We start from the raw sequence: 21,884 nt of genomic DNA, 5'->3' as shown, positions 1-21,884 counted from the left end.
GTCACTCCTTCCAGTCGGTCGAGGTTTTTTCCCAGAGGTTGATTCCGCCTTCCACGGCGTACTGGTCGATGGCCGCCAACTCCTCGGGGCTGAACACCAGGTTATCGAGTGCGGCCACGTTCTCGATGATTTGCTCGGGGCGGCTTGCACCAATCAGTGCCGAACTCACGCGCGGGTCGCGCAGGGTCCAGGCCAGGGCCAGTTGCGCCAGGCTCTGGCCTCGCCCCCGGGCGATTTCATTGAGGGCGCGGGCGCGGGCAATGTTGTCTGGCGACAGGTGCTGGGGCAGCAACGAGCCACCGCCGGCGCGGTTGACGCGGGCATCGGCGGGAATGCCGTTCAGGTACTTGTCGCTGAGCAGGCCTTGGGCCAGCGCCGTGAACACGATCACCCCGGCCCCGAGCGCATCAGTGGTGGCCAGCAGGTCACGCTCGATCCAACGGTTGAACAGGTTGTACGAAGGCTGGTGGATCAGCAGCGGCACCTTCACCTCGGCCAGCAGCGCCGCAATCTCAGCCGTCTTGCCCGCCGAATAGGACGAAATGCCGACATACAGCGCCTTGCCCTGACGCACGATGTCGGCCAGGGCAATGGCGGTTTCCTCCAGCGGCGTGTCGGCATCGAAACGGTGCGAATAGAAGATGTCGACGTAGTCCAGGCCCAGGCGCTGCAGGCTCTGGTCGAGGCTGCTGATCAGGTACTTGCGCGAACTGCCGCCCTGCCCGTATGGCCCTGGCCACATGTCCCAGCCCGCCTTGCTCGAGATAATCAGTTCGTCGCGGTAGCTGCGCAGGTCTTCACGCAGCAGCCGGCCGAAGTTGGTCTCGGCGCTGCCATAGGGCGGGCCGTAGTTGTTGGCCAGGTCGAAGTGGTTGATGCCCGCATCGAATGCGGTGCGCAGCAACGCGCGTTGGGTATCGATAGGCGTCGCATCACCAAAGTTGTGCCACAGGCCCAGGGACAGGGCCGGCAGCACCAGGCCACTGCGGCCGACACGGCGATAAGGCATGCGCGCGTAGCGCTCGGGGTGGGCGGCGTAGCTCATGGTTGACCTCGTTCGGTAAAGAAAGGATTGGCAGGGCGCTGCAGCCCCAAGTGTTCACGCAGGGTGCGGCCTTGGTACTGGCGGCGGAACAGCCCGCGGCGCTGCAGCTCGGGCACGACCAGGTTGGCGAAATCCTCCAGCCCCAGGGGCAGGTGCGGCACCAGCACATTGAAGCCATCGGCGGCACGGCCCTCGAACCAGGCCTGCAGTTCATCGGCGATGTGGGCCGGGGTGCCGACCAGGCTGTAGTGCCCTCGCCCGCCGGCGATGCGCCGGCCAAGCTGGGCGAGTGTCAATTGCTCGTTGCCGGCAAGTTCGGTGAGCAGTTGCTGGCGGCTGCGCTGACCATCTTCGGTGGGCGGCAGTTCGGGCAGCGGGCCGTCGAATGGGTAACCGGAAAGGTCGAAATTGCCGAGCATGCGCCCGAGCAAACCAACCCCGACGCGCGGGTCGACCAGTTCCTGAAACTGCTGGTACTTTTCTTCGGCTTCAGCCTGGCTATGCCCAACCACCACAAACACGCCAGGCATGATCTTCAGCGAATCCTCGCCCCGCCCGTAAGCGGCCAGCCGGCCCTTGAGGTCGGCGTAGAACGCCTGGGCGCGGGCCAGGCTCGGTTGCGCGGTAAACACCACCTCGGCACTGAACGCGGCCAGCTCGCGGCCGGTTTCCGAGGAGCCCGCCTGAACCAGCACCGGCCGCCCCTGGGGCGAGCGGGCGACGTTCAGCGGGCCTTTCACGCGAAAGTGCTCGCCTGCGTGATTCAGGGCACGCACCCCATCAGGACGGTGGAACAGCCCACCGGCCTTGTCGTGCACGAAGGCGTCGTCAGCCCAGCTGTCCCACAGGCCCTGTACCACCTGCTGAAACTCCCGGGCTCTGGCGTAACGCTCGGCATGGGGGATATGCACCTGGCGGCCGAAGTTGCCCGCTTCGGCGGCCGCGTCCGAGGTGACCAGGTTCCAGCCTGCGCGGCCGCCGGACAGGTGATCGAGCGAGGCGAACTTGCGTGCTACGTGGTACGGCTCGTTGTAGCTGGTGGTGGCGGTGGCGATCAGGCCGATGCGCTCGGTAACGGCACTTAACGCCGACAGCAGGGTAAGCGGTTCGAAATAGGTGGAGCGTGCGCTGTGGCTGGCCAGGGCGTCGGTGGGCGCGGCGACGCTGTCGGCAACGAACAACGCGTCGAAACAGGCCGCTTCGGCGATCTGCGCGGCGCGGCGGTAGCTGCTGAAGTCCATGGGGTCGGCCGGTACGTCCGGGTGGCGCCAGGCGGCCACGTGGTGCCCGGTGGCCATGAGGAAGGCGCCCAGGCTCAGTTGACGGCTCATGTCGATCTCCTTGATGGGGTTGTCGCTGCGCTTTTGTAGGAGCAGCCTTGTGCTGCGAAGAGGCCTGTAACGCCACAGCCTCTGTATAAGCCGTACCGGCCTCTTCGCAGCACAAGGCTGCTCCTACACAGGTCATGCGCAGGATTCGAGTGACTCAAAAATCCTTGCGCAACTGCACGCCGAAGTAGCGCCCGTCGTCGCGTGGTACGGAGCGGTAGATGTAATCGCCGCCGCTGGCCAGCATCTGCGCATACGACTTGTCACCCAGGTTTTTGCCCAGCAGTGCCACACGCCAGCCGTCGTTGTAGTCGGCCAGGGCAATGCTGGCGTTCCAGATGCCGTAGGCGCCCTGCACGGTGTCCGGGTTCTGGTCCAGGCTGAACTGCACCGAATCCTGCCAGCTGTAGTCGCTGGAAAGCTCGACATCCAGGCCGTTGTCCAGCGGGATCACGTAGTCGGCACGCACGTAGGTCTTCCAGTCCGGGGTAAACGGCAGGTGGCCACCGTCGATGTTGCAGTTGGCCGCGGCCCCTGCCGGGCAGTTGAAGTGGTCGACACGGGCCTTGGTGTAGGCCACGGCAGTAGTCAACTTCAGCTGCGACGTCGCCTGGAAACTGGCATCCAGCTCCACACCCTGGGTCTTGACCTTGCCGGCGTTGACCAAGCGCGTTACCACCTGATTGGCCACCGTGTCGAAGAAGTTGGCCTGGTAGTCGTCGTAGTCGGTGTGGAACACCGCCAGGTTGGCGGTCAGCCGGTTGTCCAGCGCCGTGCTCTTCAGGCCGACTTCATAAGCGTCGGAGGTTTCCGGCTTGAGGGCGCCGGTGTCGCGCGGCTGCATGTTGAAGAACACGTTGTAGGCCGGGCCTTTGTAGCCACGCGAATAGGTGACGTAGCCGGTGAGGTTGTCGTTGAAGTCGTATTGCAGGCCGGTGCGCCCGCTCCAACCGTCCTCGTCCACCGAGCCGGAACTGGCGGTCGAAGGCTGGATGCCGGTGACCGCGGTGGCCGAGCTGGAGACCCGGCGGTGGTCGTACTCCAGGTCGTCGTGTGTCCAGCGCAGGCCGAAGATGGCGCGCAAGTCGTCGGTGAAGTTGAAGGTGTTCTCACCGAACAGCGCGACGCTGTCGTTGGTCGTTGAGTAATCTGCCCGCCCCGTGTTGGCCACGCCGCCGTTGACCGACAGGCGCTGGTAGGTTTCGTTGGACGTGCCGTGCATGTAGAAGGCGCCGAGCACGTACTCGTTGAACTGCCCTTTGGGCGAGGTCAGGCGAAACTCCTGGCTGTATTGGTCGTAGTCCACCGTGCCCTTGTCATGGGACGCGGTCACGGGGAGCAACGCACGGCGGTCGCCGTCCTGGTACTGGGTGTTGTCCCAGCCGCGCCAGGCGCTGATCGAGGTCAGGGTGTAGTCACCCAGTTGCCAGTCGAGCTGGGCCGACAAGCCTTGGTTCTCGTCTTCGACGTGGGTCTTGAAGTCACTGTTGATATCGCGGTTGTGCGCGCTAGGGGTGACCGGGCGCAGTTGGTTGGCAAACGCTGTACTGGCGCTTGTGATCACACCGCTGGGGAGTGTGTCTTCACCTTTCATGTAGTCAGCGATCAAGGTCAGGCGCAGGTCTTCGTTGGGTTCGAATTCCAGCTTGCCGCGGGCACCTTTGCGCTGGTAACCATTGACGTCGTGGCCATTGGCAACGTTTTCGACATTGCCGTCGTAATCGCCCCACAAGGTGCTCAGCGAGCCCTTGAACTGTTCGCTGAGCCGCCCGCCGATGCCGAAGCGCAGGCGGTTTTCATCGCCACCGCCAAAGTGCGAGTAATCCACGTAGCCGCGGGTTGGCTCGGGGATGGCCTTGCTGACCACGTTCAGCACGCCGGCCGACGCGTTCTTGCCGAACAGCGTGCCCTGCGGGCCACGCAGCACTTCGATGCGCTCCAGGTCGAGCAGGTCGAGGGTAGATTGGCCCGGCCGCCCGAACACCACGCCATCGACCACGGTAGCCACGGTGGGCTCGACGCCTGGGGAGGTCGAAATGGTGCCGACGCCCCGGATGAACAGCGAGGTGTCCTTGTTCGAGGCGCCTGCCCGGTAGTTGAGTGTCGGCACCTGCTGGACAATGCTGGCCACGTTGTTGCGGTTGTCACGTTCGAGCTGCTCGCCATCTATCACCGAAACCGCCACCGGGACTTCCTGCAGGCTGGCTTCACGGCGTGTGGCCGTGACCGTCACCGCGCCGAGGGCCGTCGCTTGCGGCGCGCTCTCGGCAGGTTCGGCAGCCTGGGCGCCCTGGCCGAACGCGGCCAACAAAATGGCCGCTGCCAGCGGCCGGCGTTGTGTAGTAGGAAATGGAGTTGTCTGCATGCTGCTCACTGCCTTATGGGACCAGACCAGGCCCACGTTCACGGGCCGACACGGAGGGTGCTGTGGGTGTCTGGTCTCGCTCGTGCGAGTGGCAGGCGCTTGCCAACAGCAGCGCTTGTTAGCGCTAACATGAGCAAGTATCAGAGGGCGCTGCTTAGCACGTCAAATACTTAAAAGTCAGATTGATATGCAATAAAGCTATTTGCCAGGCGCCATTGCGTTAGCGCTACCATCGCGCCATTTCCCGATGAGGCGACCCTGTGAGCCAAGCCAAGGATTCCCCCCGAAAGCGCCGTGGTGCAGGCCGCGCCACCCTGGCCGACGTGGCGCGCGCGGCAGACGTATCGGCGATCAGCGTGTCGCGTTTCTTCAACCAGCCTGAGCAGGTTTCACCGCCTCTGCGTGAGCGCATAGAGGCCGCTGTGCAGGCGCTGGGCTACGTTCCCAACCTGGTCGCCGGGGGCCTCGCCTCGGCGCGCGGGCGTATTGTCGGCATGGTGATCCCAAACATCTCGGGGCCGATCTTTGCCCAAACCATCCAGGCCTTCAGCGACACCCTCAGCCGCCATGGCTATCAGTTGCTGCTGGCGTCCAGCTACTTCAGCGAAGAACAGGAAGAGAGTGCGGTGCGTGCGTTCCTCGGCTGGTCGCCGGCGGCGTTGGTGGTCACCAGCCATTTCCACAGCCCGGCGACTGAAAAGATGCTGGCCGAAGCTGACGTGCCCGTGGTCGAGATCTGGGATTACCGCCCCGAGCGGGCGCCGTTGCAGGTCGGTTTTCTGCATCACCAGGTCGGCGTGCAGGCGTGCCGCTACTTGCTGGCAAAAGGGCATCGACGCATCGCCTTCGTGCAGAACAGCGCAGCCGGCGACTTGAGCGCGTTGGAGCGGCGTGACGGGTACATCGAGGCCTTGGCCGAGGCCGGTCTTGAACCCTGGGTGTTCGTGCCCTCCGCCGATTGCGCGCCGTTCGAGGCAGGCAAACAGGCAATGGAGGCGCTGATCCGCCGCACGCCACGCCCCGAGGCGATCATCTTTGCCAATGACAACCTGGCTGCCGGCGCCGTGTTGGCTGGCCAACGTGCGGGGCTGCGGCTACCGGATGACGTGGCGATCGTCGGCTTTGGCGACTACCCCTTCGCCGACATGCTGCTGCCCAGCCTGACCACGTTGCGGCCGCCCTCGCGGGAGATTGGCGAGGTGGCGGCCTTGCGCGTCCTGCAACACCTGGGCGCCATCGCGCATGAGGGTGAGGTGCAACGGTTGAACCTGCTCGCCTGCGAACTGGTGGCCCGCGAAAGCGCCTGACGGCAAGGCACTGATGCATCGGGCGCTGTGACAATCCGCACAATGAGGATTATTCTTCCAAGGTATGTCCCACAGCCCCAATATGTGAGCGCCGAATATGAAAATCGATGACATGGACGCCTTCGTGGCGGTCATCCGTTGCCAGTCGACCAACCTCGCCGCCGAGGCCCTGCAACTGACCCAGCCGGCCATCACCCGTCGCGTGCAGAACTTCGAGGAAGACCTCGGCGCCACCCTGCTTGACCGCAACACCAAACCGCTGAAGCCAACGCCAATGGGCCTGCGGGTGTATGAGCAGTGCAAGGCGATCCTGCGGGAGATCGACTCACTGCGTGAATTGGTCGCCAATGACGGCGCCCCGTCAGGCACGTTGCGCCTGGGCGTGCCGCAAACCCTGGGGGACGTGGTGCTGCTCGACGCCCTGGCGCAGATTCGCGACACCTACCCGGTGTTGCGCACCCAAGTCACCAGTGGTTGGGGCAGCAGCCTGATCGCACGCATGGAAAACGGCGAACTCGACGCCGCTGCGGCGCTGTTCCCGCCTGGCAAAATCTTCCCTGAGGGCATCACCAGCCGCTCCATCGCGCGTATGCCACTGCGCGTGGTGGCCGCCAAGGGCAGCGCCAGCAAGCGCAGTTACAAGCTCAAGGATTGTTACACCCGCGGTTGGGTGCTCAACCCCGACGGCTGCGGTTTTCGTGCGGGGCTGCAGCGGGCCTTGAGCGAACAAGGGCTAAGCCTGTCGATCAACCTGGAAACCTTTGGCACCGACCTGCAACTGGGCCTGGTCGCCAACGGGCAAGGGCTGGGTTTGGTACCCGAGCCGCTGCTGCAAAGCAGCCGCCATCGGGATGCACTGGATGTGGTCAACGTGACGGATTTCAAACCGCAGGTGGACTTGTGGCTGTTCCATCCACGGTATCTGGGCAACCTGCAGGAGCCGGTGGAGCTGTTTGGTGAGATTGCCGGGAACAGGCTGCAGGCCGCGCCCACAGCAGGAGACCACACATAATAAAAAATTTGCATAGTAGGTATTTTTTAAATTCTACAAACAAATAATTAGCATAGAACCAAAAAGACTTTTACAGCGCTCATCCAGACGAATACGGTCTTAGAAACCCACCGTGTTCCAGGGATGAATACTCCATGAGTCACCCCCCATCCACCGCTGCTCTTGCCGAGCTGACCCAGGCCCTTGCCGCCAACGCCGAGCGCTATGACCGCAGCGGTCAGTTCCCCGCCGACAACTTCAGCTTGCTTCACCGCCACGGCCTGCTCAGCCTGACCGTGCCCCGCGCCTTGGGTGGCGGCGGGGCCGACCTGGCCACTGCGCGTCAGGTAGTTGCCGCCGTTGGCAAGGGCGACCCCTCCACGGCGCTGATCCTGGTCATGCAGTACCTGCAGCACTTTCGCCTGCAGGACGAAGCCCGCTGGCCCGAGCAGTTGCGCATGCAGGTTGCCCGTGACGCGGTGGCCAACGGTGCGCTGATCAACGCCTTTCGTGTCGAACCCGAACTGGGCACGCCGGCCCGTGGCGGCCTGCCGGCCACCGTGGCGCGGCGCACCGCTGAAGGCTGGCGGCTGTCTGGGCGCAAAATCTACTCCACCGGCAGCTACGGCCTGACCTGGTACCTGGTGTGGGCGCGCAGCGACGATAAAGACCCGCTGGTCGGTGGTTTTCTGGTGCACAAGGACACGCCCGGCATCAGCATCGTCGAAGACTGGGACCACCTGGGCATGCGCGCCACCTGCAGCCACGAGGTGCGCTTTGACGACGTGCTGATCCCGCTGGACCACGCCGTCAGTGTCAGCCCTGCCAGCGCGCCGCGGCCCGAACTCGATGGCACCAGCCTGCTGTGGATGTCAGTGCTGCTGCCGGCACTTTACGACGGCGTCGCCCAGGCCGCGCGTGACTGGCTGGTGCAGTTTCTCAACAACCGCGCACCCTCCAACCTGGGTGCATCGCTGGCGAGCTTGCCGCGCTTCCAGGATGTGGTCGGGCGCATCGATACCCTGCTGTTCGCCAACCGCAGCCTGCTGGACTCGGCGGTCGCCGGCCACATTGACCCGCGCCATGCCGGGCAGATCAAACACCTGGTCAGCCGCAACGCCATCCAGGCGGTCGAGCTGTCCATCGAGGCTGCCGGCAACCCTGGCCTGTCCCGCCGCAACCCGCTGGAGCGGCACTACCGTGACGTGCTGTGCAGCCGCATCCACACGCCCCAGGACGATGTGGTGCTGGCCCAGGTCGGGCGCAGCGCACTGGCGGAGGTGGCAGCATGAGCCACTCGATCATTGCCAGCCAGCTTGACCCCCAGGCCAACCAATACCTGCGCGAGCACCTGCCCGACCACGAAGTCATCGACCTCGCCCCCGGCCAGTTGCACGTGGATGTGCCTGCCGATGTGTTCATCGTGCGCCCGATCAATATTCGCGGTAACCGCGTAGATACCCCGCCGCCAGGCTGGCCCTGGTCGCTGCGCTGGGTGCAGGTGGTGTCGTCGGGCATCGACTTCTACCCCGACTGGGTATTCCAGGGGCCGCCGGTGACCAGCGGCAAGGGCGCCAACGCCGAGCAGGTCGCAGAGTTTGCCCTGGCCCTGGTGTTTGCCGCCGCCAAGCAACTGCCGGGGCTGTGGGTGAAGGACGCCGACTGGCGCCTGACGCCCTTGGCGCCGTTGCGCGGCCGCACGTTGGGCATCTTCGGTTTCGGCAGTATTGGCCAGAGCCTGGCGCGCAAGGCCACCGCGCTCGGCATGCGCGTGCTGGCGCTGAATCGCCCTGGGCAGCCGATTGCCGAGGTGCCCGGTGTCGAGCGCGTCGAGCGCCTGCAGCACCTGTTCGCAGGCAGCGATCACCTGGTCATCGCCGCACCGCTGACCCAGGCCACACGTGGCCTGATCGACCGCCAGGTGCTGGCCCAGGCCAAGCCCGGCCTGCACCTGATCAACATCGCCCGCGGCGCCCTACTGGACCAGCAGGCCTTGCTCGAAGCATTGAACAGCGGGCTGATCGGCCGCGCCAGCCTCGATGTCACCGACCCGGAACCGTTGCCGGCGGGCCACCCGCTGTACCACCACCCCCGCGTATTCCTGTCGCCGCACACGTCGGCGATTTCCGAGGACGGCTACCCCGCGCTGCTCGACGCCTTCCTCGACAACTTCGCCCGCTATCGCGAGCAGGCGCCGCTGCGCAACCTGGTCGATATCCAGCGTGGCTACTGACCCTCTCTTCTGGAGCACACCATGAGTTCATTGTCTGTCGTATCCCCACAAACAAACACCGTTCGCCAGCGGGTCAGTGCCGAGGAATGGGAGGTGCGGGTAAAACTGGCGGCCGCCTATCGCCTGGCGGCATTGTTCCGCTGGACCGACCACATCTACACGCACTTTTCGGCGCGGGTGCCCGGGCCAGACGAGCACTTCCTGATCAACGCCTTTGGCTTGCTGTTCGATGAAATCACCGCCTCTAACCTGGTCAAGGTGGATGTCGACGGCACGATCATCGACGACCCACTGGGGCTAGGCATCAACCAGGCCGGTTACGTCATCCACAGCGCCATCCACCGCGCGCGGCACGACCTCAAGGCGGTGCTGCACACCCACACCCGCGACGGCGCCGCCGTGTCGGCCCAGCGGGATGGCCTGCTACCGATCTCCCAGCACGCGCTGGCCTACTACAGCCGGGTGGTTTACCACGACTACGAAGGCGTCGCCCTGGACCTGGACGAGCAACAGCGCCTGGTTGCCAACCTGGGTGACAGCAACATCCTGATCCTGCGCAACCACGGCCTGCTGACCGGCGGGGTCAGCGTCGAGCATGCATTCCGCGAGCTGCATGGGCTGGAGCGGGCGTGCAACATCCAGGTGGCGGCGCAGGCCGGCGGCAATGACCAGCTGCTGCATGCGGCACCGGCGGCGATTGCCAAGGTGCACGAGCAGTCCAAACGGTTTTCCGACGGGCTTGGCGAAGGGATTCAGCGGCATTGGGATGCGCTGATCCGCCAATTGGACCGTGAGGGGCGTGACTACCAGGACTGACTGGCAGACCGCTGCTGCTTGGGCTGGCCTCTTCGCGGGCAAGCCCGCTCCCACATCCATCAGGTACACCACTGTACCTGTAGGAGCGGGCTTGCCCGCGAAGAGGCCAGCCCCGGCAACCCAATTACATCAGAAGGAACGCCCCATGCCGCCACTCCCCCGTGCCCGCCACTTGCTTAGCGCCTGCGCCCTGGTGCTGGCCCTCGCCGGCTGCTCCCCCGCCACCGAGGACACCAGCAAAACCCTCAACATCGCTTTCTGGGGCGACAACACCACCCTGGTCAGCGTCGACCCCTTCCAGGTCTACTGGCTCGAACACCGTGTGCTGCTGCGCAATGTCGCCGAGTCCCTCACCGACCAGGACCCGGACAGCGGCCGCATCATCCCGTGGCTGGCGAAAAGCTGGGAAGTCAGCGATGACGCCCTCACCTACACCTTCCACCTGCGCCAGGACGTCAGCTTCAGCAACGGCGAGCGCTTCGACGCCCACGCCGTGAAGACGGCCTTCGACACCAACAAAGCCTTCGCCACGCAGTTGCCCGCCACCTTCGGCGCGACCTACCTCGCGGGCTACGACCACGCCGACGTGGTCGACGACTTCACCGTGCGCCTGGTGCTTGCCCGCCCCAATGCCGGTTTCCTGCAGGCCACCTCGACCACCAACCTGGCCATCCTGGCGCCCGCGTCCTACGCGCTCAGCGCCCAAGAGCGTTCGCTGGGCAAGATCATCGGCACTGGCCCATTCATACTCGAGCACTACACCCCGGAAGTCGGCGCACGCCTGGTGAAACGCCCTGACTACGCCTGGGCCTCGGCCAACGTGAAAAACCCCGGCGCGGCCCACCTGGATGCCGTGGACATCAGCTACATCCCCGAAGAAAGCGTGCGCAACGGCCTGTTCCTGCAGGGCAAGGCCGACATCCTCTGGCCGCGCAACCCGTTCTCCGAAGTCGACCTGAAGCTGTTCCAGGCCAAAGGCGCGACCATCCAAAGCCGCTCGCTGCCAGGCCCGGCGCTGAACCTTTACCCCAACACCCGCAACGACCGGCTGCTGGGTGATCGCCAGGTACGCCTGGCCTTGCAGAAAGCCATCGACCGCACCAGCTACGCCCACACCGTCTACAACGCCGAGTTCCCGGTGGTGACCGGGGTTTATGACATCACCACCCCGTATTTCAAGGCCCAGGCCGACAAGCTCGCCTACGACCCACAAGGCGCAGAGCGCTTGCTCGACGCCGCCGGCTGGAGCAAGGGCGATGATGGCTATCGGCACAAGAATGGCAAGCGCCTGACCTTGCGCTACAACCTAACGCCGGCCGAAAGCGCTGGCGACGTGCTGATCCAGGACCAACTGCGCAAGGTGGGCATCGACCTCAAGCTCAATGTACTGACCCGCGCCGAATGGGTCGCAGGCAATGCGTCGGGTAACTATGACCTCACCTCCACCTACATGACCCGCGCCGACCCGATCATCCTCCAGACCATCCTCGACCCGCGCGCCGCCAACAGTGCCACCCTCGCCACCAATACCTACGAGCCCCAGACCCTGACCCAGGCCCAGGCGCTGTTCGACGATGGCATTACCGCCACCCACGACGCTCAGCGTGCCCAGGCCTACGGCCAACTGCAGGACCTGCTCATCGACCAGGCCTCGGCGTTCCCGTTGTACGAGCGTGTCTGGCAGGCCGCCACCGCGCCCAGGGTCAAGGACTTCCGCTGGACCGCCGAGGGCTTTGCGTTCCTCAGCGATATCCAGGTCGCCCAGCCATGAACCGCTACCTGATCGGGCGCATCGGCCAGGCGCTGCTGGTGCTGTGGGGGGCCTACACCATTACCTACTTCATCCTCTACCTGCTGCCAGGGGACACCTTGGCGATCATGCTCAGCGCCTCGGGCATGGAGGCCGACGGCCTGTCACCCGAAGACCTGGCCAAGGCGCGCGCCTACTACGGGCTGGACCAGGGGATTTTCGAGCAGTACTTCGACTTGCTGTGGCGCGCTCTGCAAGGCGACTTGGGGCGTTCGCTGTCGCTGAACAGGCCGGTGACTGAGCTACTTGCCGAGCGCCTGCCGCAGACCTTGTCACTGGCCGGCCTGGCCATCGTGCTGTCGTTGCTGGCGGGTATTGGCCTGGCCTACCTTACCGCGTACCTGCAATGGCGGCCGCTGAAGGTGGCGCTGTCGCGCGTGCCTTCACTGGGGTTCTCGGTGCCGGTGTTCTGGATGGGGCTGCTGCTGATCCAGGTCTTCGCCTTCGGCCTGGGCTGGTTCCCGGCCACCGGCAGCCAAGGCTTCGCCAGCCTGGTGCTGCCGGCCGTGACCCTGGCCATCCCCAGCGCCGCAGTCTATGCCCAGGTGCTGCAACGCGGTTTCCAAGGCGTGTGGCACGAGCCCTACATCGCCACGGCGTTCGCCAAGGGGCTGAGCCGTGCCCAGGTGCAGGCCCGGCACGCGTTGCGCAACGCGGCGCTGCCGATTCTTACCCTGGTGGGCCTGCAAGTGGGCAATACCGTGTCCGGCGCCGTGCTGGTCGAGACCATCTTCTCGCGCAACGGTGTCGGTCGGCTGGCCCAGGAAGCGGTGTTGCGCCAGGACATCCCGGTGGTGCTGGCGATCGTCGCGGTATCGGCAGCGGCCTTCGTGCTGGTCAACCTGATCGTCGACCTGCTCTACCCCTACCTTGACCCCCGCATCACGCATGCCACGAAGGTGACCTGACCATGACCACCGATACCCGCCCGTTCCGTGCCGCCGCACCCGCCACGCCCTGGAAGCGCCGCACCCGCGTGCAGCGCTTGGGCCAGGCAGTGGCACCGTTGATATCGCGCCCAGGTTTCGCCGTGGCGCTGCTGGTGGTGCTGTTTGCGCTGGCCGCCGCCGTGGTGCCGCAGTGGCTGACCCATTTCGACCCCTATGCCACCTCGCCTGCGGCCAAGCTGACCGCGCCCGGTGCCGCGCACTGGTTCGGTACCGACGAACTGGGCCGCGACTTGTATACACGCGTGGTGTACGGCGCCAGCCTGTCGGTGCAAGCGGCACTGCTGGCGGTGGGCATCGCCCTGGCCGGTGGCCTTGGTTTGGGTGTGTTGGCGGGGTTTGCCGGAGGGCGAGTCGACGCGGCGCTCATGCGTGTGATCGATGTGCTGCTGGCCCTGCCTGGCCTGCTGCTGGCCCTGGCGATTGTCACCGCCATCGGCTTCGGTACGGTGCCTGTGGCAATCGCCGTCGGCGTGGGCATCATTCCGGGCTTTGCCCGCACCACCCGCGCCGAGGTACTGCGGGTCAAGACCTTGCCCTATGTCGAAGCCGCGCGCCTGGGGGGCGCCAGTTGGTGCCGCACCTTGCTGCGGCACATCCTGCCCAACGCCTGGGGGCCGGTCGCGGTGCTTGCCACGTTGGACTTCGGCGCCGCGATCCTGGCCACTGCCGGCCTGAGCTTCCTCGGCTTTGGCGCGGCGCCCCCGGCAGCAGAATGGGGCACGCTGATCGCCAACGGCCGCCACTTTCTGATCACTGCCCCGTGGGTGTCGCTGCTACCGGGCCTGTTCGTGGTCGCCGTGGTGTTCAGCCTCAACCATCTCGCCCGTACCTTCGAGGAGCACCATCGATGAGCCAACACCCCCTGATCGCCGTGCGCGACCTCAGCGTCAGCTACAACGCTGGCGGCCATACCACCCAGGCAGTCAAACACCTGTCGTTCTCCATGGCCCAGGGCGAGACCGTGGCCATCGTCGGTGAGTCCGGTTCGGGCAAGTCGACCCTGGCCAACGCGCTGCTTGGCTTGCTGCCGGGCACTGCCCGAGTCGATGGCGGCCAGTTGTGGGTCGATGGCATCGACGTGGCGCACGCCAGCGAACGGCAGAAGCGCCACCTGCGCGGCCGTACCCTCGGCCTGGTGCCCCAGGACCCGATGGTCAGCCTCAACCCGACACTGCGCGTTGGCCAGCAGATCGGCGAAGCACTGGCCCTGGCCCACGGCCGCCGCTACCGCAGCCTCGACGCCGATGTGCTGGCGCTGCTGGGCCAGGTCGGCCTGGACCAGCCGGCCCTGCGCGCCCGCCAATACCCGCACGAACTGTCGGGCGGCATGCGCCAACGGGTACTGATCGCCATTGCCCTGGCCGGCAACCCGCGCCTGATCATCGCTGACGAACCCACCAGCGCGCTGGACGTGACGGTGCAACGCAAGATCCTCGATCACCTGCAACGGCTGGTGGCCGAACGGGGCATCTCGCTGCTGATCATCACCCATGACCTTGGCGTGGCCACCGACCGCGCCGACCGCTTGCTGGTGATGAAACAGGGTGAACTGGTCGAGCAAGGCCCGCCTCGCCTCGTCGTTCAGGCACCACAGCACTCCTATACGCGTGACTTGCTTGCGGCAGCGCCCGCCTTTAGCCATCGCCGGCGACCAGGGCCATTGACGCCAGGTACGCAACCGATCCTGAGCCTGGAGGGTATCGGCAAGACATTCGAGTTGCCGAAGACAAAGGGCCAGCACAACCGCTTCGTCGCCCTGCAGGGCCTCAGCCTGCAGGTGCACCCAGGCCAGACCTTGGCCATCGTCGGCGAGTCCGGCTCTGGCAAGAGCACCGCCCTGCGCATCGCGCTCGGCCTGGAGGCGCCCAGCCAAGGCCGCATTCTGTTCGACCAGGTAGACGTTACCGGCCATGGCTGGCGGGCGTTTCGGCCCTTGCGCCGGCGCATGCAGTTGGTCCAGCAAAACCCGTTCGCGGCCCTTGACCCCCGTTTCACGGTGTTCGACAGCATCGTCGAGCCCCTGGTGTCGTTCGGCCTGCTCAGAGGCCCAGCGCTGGAACAGGCGGCCCGTGAGCTGATCGAACGCGTGCACCTGCCCGTCAGCTACCTAGACCGCCTGCCCCGCGAGCTGTCCGGTGGCCAGCGCCAGCGCGTGGCCATTGCCCGGGCATTGGCCCTGCAACCCGATCTGCTGTTGCTCGACGAGCCGGTCAGTGCACTGGATGTCTCGGTGCAGGCGCAGATCCTGGCGCTGCTGGATGAATTGCAACGCGAATTGGGGATCGCCTATGTGCTGGTGTCCCATGACCTGGCAGTGGTGGCGAGCATGGCGGACCACGTACTGGTGCTGCGCCAAGGCCAGGTGGTGGAGCAAGGTACGGTAGACGCGGTGTTCGATCGGCCAACGAGTGACTATACCCGTGAACTGATCGCGGCCATCCCGGGGCACAAAGCTGCCGCATAAGTCATGACACAATATTATTTATTTGCATTTAAATAAGATCAGTAAATACCCTAAAAACATAATTAGCATAGAACCACAAAGCCTTTCACAACCTCACCCCATACCCGCTAAGGTCACTCCAGACCGACCCCATTCCTGGCGGAGGCCGTCCACCACGACCATGCCAGGAGCCTTGCACGCATGACCCTTCCCTATCACCCACCCTGCTTCACCGGCGCCCCCGCGCGCGGTGACGCATGGCGGTATCGCTTCCATTTGCAGCACAACCCACAGGTATTCCCATGAGCAAACGACAGATCCGCCTGGGCGCCATGATCCATGGCGTCGGCCACGGCTGGGGCGAATGGCGCCACCCTCAGGCGCTTGCCGATGCGAGCGTCAATTTTGGTTTCTACAAACAGCAGGCGAAGTTGGCCGAGGCGGCGAAGTTCGACTTCGCCTTCATCGCCGACAGCCTGCACATTCACGCCCGCTCCAGCCCTCACTACCTCAACCGTTTCGAGCCGCTGACCATCCTCTCGGCGTTGGCTGCAGTGACCGAGCACATCGGCCTGGTGGCCACGGTCACCGTCAGCTACACCGAGCCGTTCCAGGTGGCGCGCCAGTTCGCCTCGCTGGACCTGATCAGCGGCGGGCGCGCCGGCTGGAACGTGGTCACTTCGTGGCTTTCCGGTACAGCCGACAATTTCGGCAAGGCCGAACACCCGCCCCATGCTGTGCGCTACAGAATCGCTCGCGAGCACGTGGATGTGGTCAAGGGGTTGTGGGACTCGTGGGAAGACGACGCCTTCACCCGTGACAAACAAAGCGGGCAGTTCTTCGACCCGGCCAAGCTGCACACCTTGGGCCACCAGGGCGAGTTCTTCAAGGTCAAGGGCCCGCTGAACATCCAACGTTCACCGCAGGGCCAACCGCTGATCTTCCAGGCTGGCGTGTCAGAAGAAGGTCGCAATTTCGCGGCACAGAACGCCGACGCCCTCTTCGTCAGCCCCGAGTCGTTCGACGACGCCCATGCCTATTACCAAGACCTCAAGCAACGCGCCTCACGCCATGGTCGCAACCCCGACGCGCTGTTCATCCTGCCCGGCATCCGCCCTATCGTTGGCCGTGACGCCGAGGAAGTCGAGCAGCGCTACCAGCAGGCTGTGGACCTGGTGAGCATCGAGGACGCACTGGTCGCCCTTGGCCGCCCGTTCAACGACTACGACTTCAGCCAGCATGACCTGGACGCGCCCTTCCCCGACCTCGGCACTTTAGGCAACGACAGCCACAAGGGCACCTCGGACCAGCTCAAACAACTGGCCCGCGACGAAGGCCTGACCCTTCGCCAATTGGCGCTGCGCTTCTCGCGCCCCCGCCGCGACTTCGTCGGCACCCCGGCACAGGTGGCCGATGCCCTGCAGCACTGGTTCGAACAGGGCGCCGCCGACGGTTTCATCATCAACGCGCTGCTCCCCGACGGCCTGCAGTCCTTCACTGAGCAGGTGGTGCCGCTGCTGCAGGCCCGTGGCCTGGTGCGCAGTGCGTACACCGGCACCACCCTGCGTGACAACTTCGGCCTCAGCGTGCCGGAAAACCGCAACACCCAGCGCCGCACCCAGCCGGCCGTTGCCTGAGCCCACCCCAACAAGGAGTTCTGTTCCATGAGCCTCGAATTCATTGGCCTCATCGGCCCCCAGGAAGGTAGCGAATCACAGGCACCACGCGGCCCGCTGGTCGACCTTGACTTCATCAAGGCATTTTCCCAAGCCCAGGAGTACGGCGGCTTCGACAAGGCGCTGCTGGCGGTCAACACCAGCGCACCCGACTCGCTGATCCTGGCCAGCTACGTCGCTGCGTTGACCGAGCGCATCGGCTTGCTGGTCGCGCACCGCCCGGGCTTTCAGGCCCCGACCTTCGCCGCTCGCCAGTTCGCCACGCTTGACCAGTTGAGCCGTGGTCGCGCCTCGATCAACGTCATCACCGGCGGCGACAGCGGCGACCTGCAGCGCGACGGCGACTTCCTCGACAAGGACGCCCGCTATGCCCGTACCGACGAGTACCTGCAGGTGCTGCGCGACACCTGGACCCGCACCGAACCGTTCGACCATAACGGCACGCACTACCGCGTCGAAGACAACCTGACCCTGGTCAAGCCCGTGCAGCAGCTGCCCATCTACTTCTCCGGTGCTTCGGATGCAGCCGTCGAAGTGGCCGCCAAGCATGCCGATGTGTACATGATGTGGGGCGAACCGCTGGAGCAGGTGCGCGAGCGTATTGCCAAGGTGCGCAAGGCTGCAGCCCGTTATGGGCGTGAAAAGCACATCCGCTTCAGCCTGTCGCTGCGGCCGATCCTGGGGGCTACCGAAGAGCAAGCCTGGGCCCGTGCCGAGCGCATTCTGGCCGATGCCCAGACGCGCATCGGCATCCGCCAGGGCAACCGCCGCGAAAAGAACTTCGGCAAGAGCAACGCCGGCTCAGAGCGCCTGGTGCAGCTGGCCAGCCAGCGCAAGGTGCATGACACCCGGCTGTGGACCGAGATTGCCGCGTTGGGCGGCGGTGCGGGCAACTCGACGTCGCTGGTAGGGACGGCGGACCAAGTGGCTGAGGCGGCGCTGGCGTACTACGAGCTGGGGGTTAGCACCTTCCTGTTCCGCGGGTTCGATCAGTTGCGCGATGCGGTGGAGTATGGGCAGGAACTGATTCCGCGGATTCGTGGGTTGGTGGCGCAGCGGGAGGCTGGGCGTAGCGCGCGGACGGCTTAGTGCATGGCTGGATTTTTTTGGCGCCTATGAGACCGAGCGCCGCCCGCGCGGCGCTTCGCAGCACAAGGCTGCTCCCACATCTGTTTCGGGCCAATTATTCCTGTGACATGGCTTGGCGCCCGCTTCGATGTAGGAGCAGCCTTGTGCTGCGAAGCGCCGCGCAGGCGGCGCTCGACCTCCCAGGCACTGCAAAACCCGAAAATTGCTGGCCTACAACTTCTGAAATACTTTTCACGCGCACACCGCTGTGCAATTGACGGAAAACCTGCCTCGTGGTCTCCTAATGCCTCGCGTTCAGGTGCCCCTCAGGGGGTGAAACGGGAAACCGGTGCGTCGCAAGCCCTCGACCAGGGCCCGACCAAGCCGGTGCTGCCCCCGCAACGGTAAGCGAGCGAAGCGTCTAGACCACTGTGCCGCGTCATCTGGCATGGGAAGGGGCGCTTTTCAGGAGCCCTGCTCCTCCTCGTGAGCCCGGAGACCGGCCTGACGTTCATGAACACCCCGCGGTGGGCGGGCGCTGTCGCATTCCCCTGGGCGGATCACGTTCGGGGCTGCCGCGCTTGCCCGTTGCCCACAAAAAGCAGAGGAACGCGTCATGCCCGTCACCAGCGCCAAACACAGCATTGCCACCCCCGTCACCCTCAGTCAGCGTGTCGTCATCGCCGTCGGCGCCAGCCTGCTGGGCCTGTGCCTGGTGTACTTTGCCGGCTTCTCGCACATCGAAGCCGTGCACAACGCGGCGCACGATACCCGCCACAGCGCCGCCTTCCCCTGCCACTGAGTACGCCCCATGATCATGCGCATTGCCCGTACCGCGGGCTTCAGCGGGCTGCTCGCGGCCTTGCTGCTGACCCTGCTGCAAAGCTTCTGGGTTGCCCCGTTGATCCTTGAAGCAGAAACCTACGAATCCGCAGCCCCTGTTGCCGAGCATCACGAACACGGCGCCGAAGGGGCCGCGGCCCATGAACACAGCGCCGAAGCCTGGTCGCCTGAAGATGGCTGGCAACGCGTGCTATCCACCACCGGGGGCAACCTGGTGGTAGCGGTAGGCTTCGCGCTGATACTGGTCGCCCTGTACAGCCTGCGTGAACCGAAGCGCGCGGGCACCGGCGCCCTGTGGGGCCTGGCGGGGTTCGCCGTGTTCTGCCTGGCCCCTACCCTGGGCCTGCCGCCAGAGCTGCCAGGCACCGCTGCCGCTGACCTGGGGCAACGCCAGGCCTGGTGGATCGGCACCGCAAGCGCTACCGCACTGGGCCTGGCCCTGTTGGTATTTGCCCGCCACTGGCTGGTTAAAGCGCTAGGCGCCGTGCTGCTGGTACTGCCGCATGTCATCGGTGCACCGCAACCCGAGGTGCATCAAAGCCTCGCGCCTGAAGCCCTGGAAGCCCAGTTCAAGGTCGCCAGCTGGCTGACCAACGCCGCCTTCTGGCTGGCCCTGGGCCTGCTCAGCGCGTGGCTGTACCGCCGCTCCAGCCAGGCCTGATGGTTTTAGACGCTACCCTGCCGGCGCTGTACGCCGGCGTTGGCTGCCGCCGGGGTTGCCCGGCGGACACCCTCGAAAACCTGCTGCGCCAAGCCTTGGCTGACCATGGCTTGGCGCTTTCAGCACTGCGCGGTATCGCCAGCATCGCCCTCAAGGTCGACGAACCTGGCCTGCAGCAACTGGCCAAACGCCTTGGCCTGCCCTTGCTGCTGTACGATGCCGAGCAACTTCAGCCTTACGAACCCCTGCTCAGCCATCGCTCGGCCATCGCCCATGCGCACAGCGGTTGTTGGGGCGTCGCAGAAAGCGCGGCGCTGGCCATGGCCAGCCAGCACCTCGGCACGGCCCGGCTGCGGGTCACACGCCAAGTGCTCGGGCCGGCTACCCTCGCCCTGGCCTGCGGGCGATAATTGCAGCATCCCTTTCATCGCAAGGACTTTCCATGACGGTCTACTTCATCGGCGCCGGCCCCGGCGACCCGGAACTGATCACGGTCAAGGGCCAGCGCCTGATCCGCCAGTGCCCAGTGATCATCTATGCCGGCTCGCTGGTACCTGCGGCTGTGCTCGAAGGCCACCAGGCCGTGACCGTGATCAACAGCGCCGAGCTGCACTTGGAACAGATCATCAGTGCCATGCGCACGGCACACGCGCAAGGCCAGGACGTGGCCCGCGTGCACAGCGGTGACCCGAGCCTGTATGGCGCAATTGGCGAGCAGATCCGCCACCTGCGTGAGCTGGGCATCGATTACCAGATCATCCCAGGCGTCACCGCCACTGCCGCCAGTGCGGCCCTGCTGGGCTGCGAGCTGACCCTGCCACAGGTGTCGCAAACGGTGATTCTCACGCGCTTTGGCGACACTTCGCCGATGCCGCCCGGCGAGCAACTGGCCGACCTGGCGCGCCATGGCAGCACCTTGGCCATCCACCTGGGCGTAAAAAACTTGCCGCGTATTGTCAGCGAACTGTTGCCGCACTACGGCCCGCAATGCCCAGTTGCCGTGGTCCATCGCGCCACCTGGCCGGACCAGGACTGGGTGCGGGGCACCCTTGACGACATCGTCGAGCGCGTGGCGCTTAAGGATTTTCGCCGCACGGCGCTGATTCTTGTCGGCCATGTGCTGGGTGACACGCCTTTCGCCGAGTCGGCCTTGTACCGAGCCGGGCACGCGCACCTCTATCGCCCTGGCGACTGAGCATTGCCAGCGTTAGCGCAGGCGTAGCAGACTCAAGGTTCCCCCTGCCACCTGGAGCTACGCCAATGCTGGAATTACGACCCAATTGCGAGTGCTGCGACGCTGACCTGCCGGGTGATAGCCCAGACGCCTTGATCTGCTCCTTCGAATGCACCTTCTGCCGTGCCTGCGCCGACACCCGCCTGCACGGCCGCTGCCCCAACTGCTCCGGCCAGTTGCTGGCACGCCCGCCACGGGTCGGCCAAGCACTGGCCAACAACCCCGCCTCGACCCAGCGCGTGCGCAAACCTCACACCGCTTGCGCCTAACGGCCTTGTGCAAATAGGCATCGCCACGCCACGCGGGCGGTGCCTATCCCTGTTTTTGTAGGAATTTTCAACAACACCTACAGGGTTATTCAACAACTCTATACTCGGCATTACCAAACGTAGGGAATGGCCGTATCTTGCAGCGCTTCCGATAAACCCCCTTGCAGACGTATTCCTGAGTGTTCCAGGAAGCGGACCACAGCCCTACAGGAGTTTTCTTCATGACTACCGTCCTGATCGTCGACGACCACCCTATTGTCCGGCTCTCCCTGCGCCTGCTGCTCGAGCGGGAGCGCTTTCACGTCGTGGGTGAAGTTGCCAATGGCAGCGAAGTGGCTCAGGCAGCACGCGAATTGCGGCCGGACGTGGTGCTGCTGGACATCGGTTTGCCCGGCCTGGACGGCATGGAGGTCATCAAACGGCTTCAGTGCCTGGAGCCAGTGCCCAAGATCATGGTGCTGACCGGGCAGGCCACCGACCTGTACGTGAGGCGCTGCCTGGATGCCGGCATCGGCGCCTTCGTCACCAAGGACGAAGACCACGAGGCCCTGCTGTTCGCGCTCAAGGCCTTGGTAAAAGGCTATTCGACCTTCCCGCAGATGTCGGTCAACAGCAATTCGCTGGAGAGTGAGTCGATACGCCTGGGTAGCTTGTCCAACCGCGAAATGGAAGTGCTACGGCGCCTGGCACGCGGTGAAAACAACAAGAATATAGGCACCTGCATGAACCTCAGCGCCAAAACCATCAGCACCTACCGAGGCCGCATCATGGACAAGCTCAAGACCGAGTCTTTGGTAGAAATGGTCGATCTGGCCAAACGCAATAGCGTCAACTGAGCCCAGTCG

20 protein-coding genes and 1 riboswitch are annotated in these 21,884 nt (G+C 65.0%); of the genes, 17 read left to right on the top strand and 3 right to left on the bottom strand.

Annotated features, from left to right (window positions below):
- Position 1: 1 nt before the first annotated feature.
- The 3 genes from mgrA to OO306_RS16430 form a co-directional block, all read right to left on the bottom strand.
- Positions 2-1,045, bottom strand: coding sequence for an L-glyceraldehyde 3-phosphate reductase (mgrA, locus tag OO306_RS16440; protein ID WP_265969356.1), 1,044 nt, complete (start codon positions 1,043-1,045; stop codon positions 2-4).
- Positions 1,042-2,376 (bottom strand): LLM class flavin-dependent oxidoreductase, encoded by a 1,335-nt coding sequence (locus OO306_RS16435; protein ID WP_265969355.1) that lies wholly within the window; start codon positions 2,374-2,376, stop codon positions 1,042-1,044. The genes mgrA and OO306_RS16435 overlap by 4 nt, the downstream gene beginning before the upstream one ends.
- 154 nt (positions 2,377-2,530) lie before the next feature.
- Positions 2,531-4,738, bottom strand: a complete 2,208-nt coding sequence (locus OO306_RS16430) for a TonB-dependent receptor (protein WP_265969353.1) — start codon at positions 4,736-4,738, stop codon at positions 2,531-2,533.
- Positions 4,739-4,998: 260 nt separating this feature from the next.
- On the opposite strand from OO306_RS16430, the gene OO306_RS16425 reads away from it, so the two are divergent.
- The 17 genes from OO306_RS16425 (at position 4,999) to OO306_RS16345 (ending at position 21,875) form a co-directional block, all read left to right on the top strand.
- Positions 4,999-6,045: a LacI family DNA-binding transcriptional regulator gene (locus OO306_RS16425; RefSeq protein WP_265969352.1), complete on the top strand. Its 1,047-nt coding sequence runs from the start codon at positions 4,999-5,001 to the stop codon at positions 6,043-6,045.
- Positions 6,046-6,142: 97 nt separating this feature from the next.
- Positions 6,143-7,057, top strand: a complete 915-nt coding sequence (locus tag OO306_RS16420) for a LysR family transcriptional regulator (RefSeq protein ID WP_027593377.1) — start codon at positions 6,143-6,145, stop codon at positions 7,055-7,057.
- 134 nt (positions 7,058-7,191) lie between these two features.
- Positions 7,192-8,328, top strand: coding sequence for an acyl-CoA dehydrogenase family protein (locus tag OO306_RS16415; protein ID WP_265969351.1), 1,137 nt, complete (start codon positions 7,192-7,194; stop codon positions 8,326-8,328).
- Positions 8,325-9,269 carry a D-isomer specific 2-hydroxyacid dehydrogenase family protein gene (locus OO306_RS16410; RefSeq protein ID WP_265969349.1) on the top strand — a complete coding sequence of 315 codons (945 nt, stop codon included), beginning with the start codon at positions 8,325-8,327 and terminating at the stop codon, positions 9,267-9,269. The genes OO306_RS16415 and OO306_RS16410 overlap by 4 nt, the downstream gene beginning before the upstream one ends.
- A 21-nt stretch (positions 9,270-9,290) precedes the next feature.
- Entirely contained in the window at positions 9,291-10,085 is a 795-nt protein-coding gene (locus OO306_RS16405; protein ID WP_027593380.1) for a class II aldolase/adducin family protein, read from the top strand.
- 145 nt (positions 10,086-10,230) lie between these two features.
- A complete protein-coding gene (locus OO306_RS16400; protein WP_265969347.1) occupies positions 10,231-11,856 on the top strand; it encodes an ABC transporter substrate-binding protein in 1,626 nt (541 codons plus the stop codon).
- Positions 11,853-12,803: an ABC transporter permease gene (locus OO306_RS16395; protein WP_027593382.1), complete on the top strand. Its 951-nt coding sequence runs from the start codon at positions 11,853-11,855 to the stop codon at positions 12,801-12,803. Before OO306_RS16400 ends, OO306_RS16395 begins: the two co-directional genes overlap by 4 nt.
- A 2-nt stretch (positions 12,804-12,805) precedes the next feature.
- Complete coding sequence (locus OO306_RS16390; protein WP_265969344.1) at positions 12,806-13,696, top strand: ABC transporter permease; 891 nt, start codon at positions 12,806-12,808, stop codon at positions 13,694-13,696.
- Positions 13,693-15,309 carry an ABC transporter ATP-binding protein gene (locus tag OO306_RS16385; protein WP_265969343.1) on the top strand — a complete coding sequence of 539 codons (1,617 nt, stop codon included), beginning with the start codon at positions 13,693-13,695 and terminating at the stop codon, positions 15,307-15,309. Before OO306_RS16390 ends, OO306_RS16385 begins: the two co-directional genes overlap by 4 nt.
- A 281-nt stretch (positions 15,310-15,590) precedes the next feature.
- The gene (locus OO306_RS16380; protein WP_265969342.1) at positions 15,591-16,925 is read left to right on the top strand and encodes an LLM class flavin-dependent oxidoreductase; all 1,335 of its coding nucleotides are present in this window, start codon (positions 15,591-15,593) and stop codon (positions 16,923-16,925) included.
- Positions 16,926-16,952: 27 nt separating this feature from the next.
- Positions 16,953-18,053, top strand: coding sequence for an LLM class flavin-dependent oxidoreductase (locus tag OO306_RS16375; protein WP_265969340.1), 1,101 nt, complete (start codon positions 16,953-16,955; stop codon positions 18,051-18,053).
- Positions 18,054-18,332: 279 nt separating this feature from the next.
- A riboswitch (cobalamin riboswitch) is annotated at positions 18,333-18,555 on the top strand.
- 93 nt (positions 18,556-18,648) lie between these two features.
- Positions 18,649-18,834, top strand: a complete 186-nt coding sequence (locus OO306_RS16370; RefSeq protein WP_027593390.1) for a CbtB-domain containing protein — start codon at positions 18,649-18,651, stop codon at positions 18,832-18,834.
- A 9-nt stretch (positions 18,835-18,843) separates the two neighbouring features.
- Positions 18,844-19,536, top strand: a complete 693-nt coding sequence (locus OO306_RS16365; RefSeq protein ID WP_027593391.1) for a CbtA family protein — start codon at positions 18,844-18,846, stop codon at positions 19,534-19,536.
- 17 nt (positions 19,537-19,553) lie between these two features.
- Positions 19,554-19,946, top strand: a complete 393-nt coding sequence (locus OO306_RS16360) for a cobalamin biosynthesis protein (RefSeq protein ID WP_265969375.1) — start codon at positions 19,554-19,556, stop codon at positions 19,944-19,946.
- A gap of 32 nt (positions 19,947-19,978) precedes the next feature.
- Positions 19,979-20,731, top strand: coding sequence for a precorrin-4 C(11)-methyltransferase (gene cobM / locus OO306_RS16355; RefSeq protein ID WP_099429225.1), 753 nt, complete (start codon positions 19,979-19,981; stop codon positions 20,729-20,731).
- A gap of 65 nt (positions 20,732-20,796) precedes the next feature.
- Positions 20,797-21,039, top strand: coding sequence for a DUF1272 domain-containing protein (locus tag OO306_RS16350; protein ID WP_027593394.1), 243 nt, complete (start codon positions 20,797-20,799; stop codon positions 21,037-21,039).
- Between the two features lie 221 nt (positions 21,040-21,260).
- Positions 21,261-21,875, top strand: coding sequence for a response regulator transcription factor (locus OO306_RS16345; RefSeq protein ID WP_099454269.1), 615 nt, complete (start codon positions 21,261-21,263; stop codon positions 21,873-21,875).
- The last annotated feature ends 9 nt before the right edge of the window (positions 21,876-21,884 follow it).

This window comes from Pseudomonas sp. DCB_AW (assembly GCF_026240895.1).
Classification (GTDB): Bacteria; Pseudomonadota; Gammaproteobacteria; order Pseudomonadales; family Pseudomonadaceae; genus Aquipseudomonas; species Aquipseudomonas kermanshahensis.
Note: the sequence above shows the minus strand (reverse complement) of the source record. Positions and strands in the feature narration are given on the sequence as shown.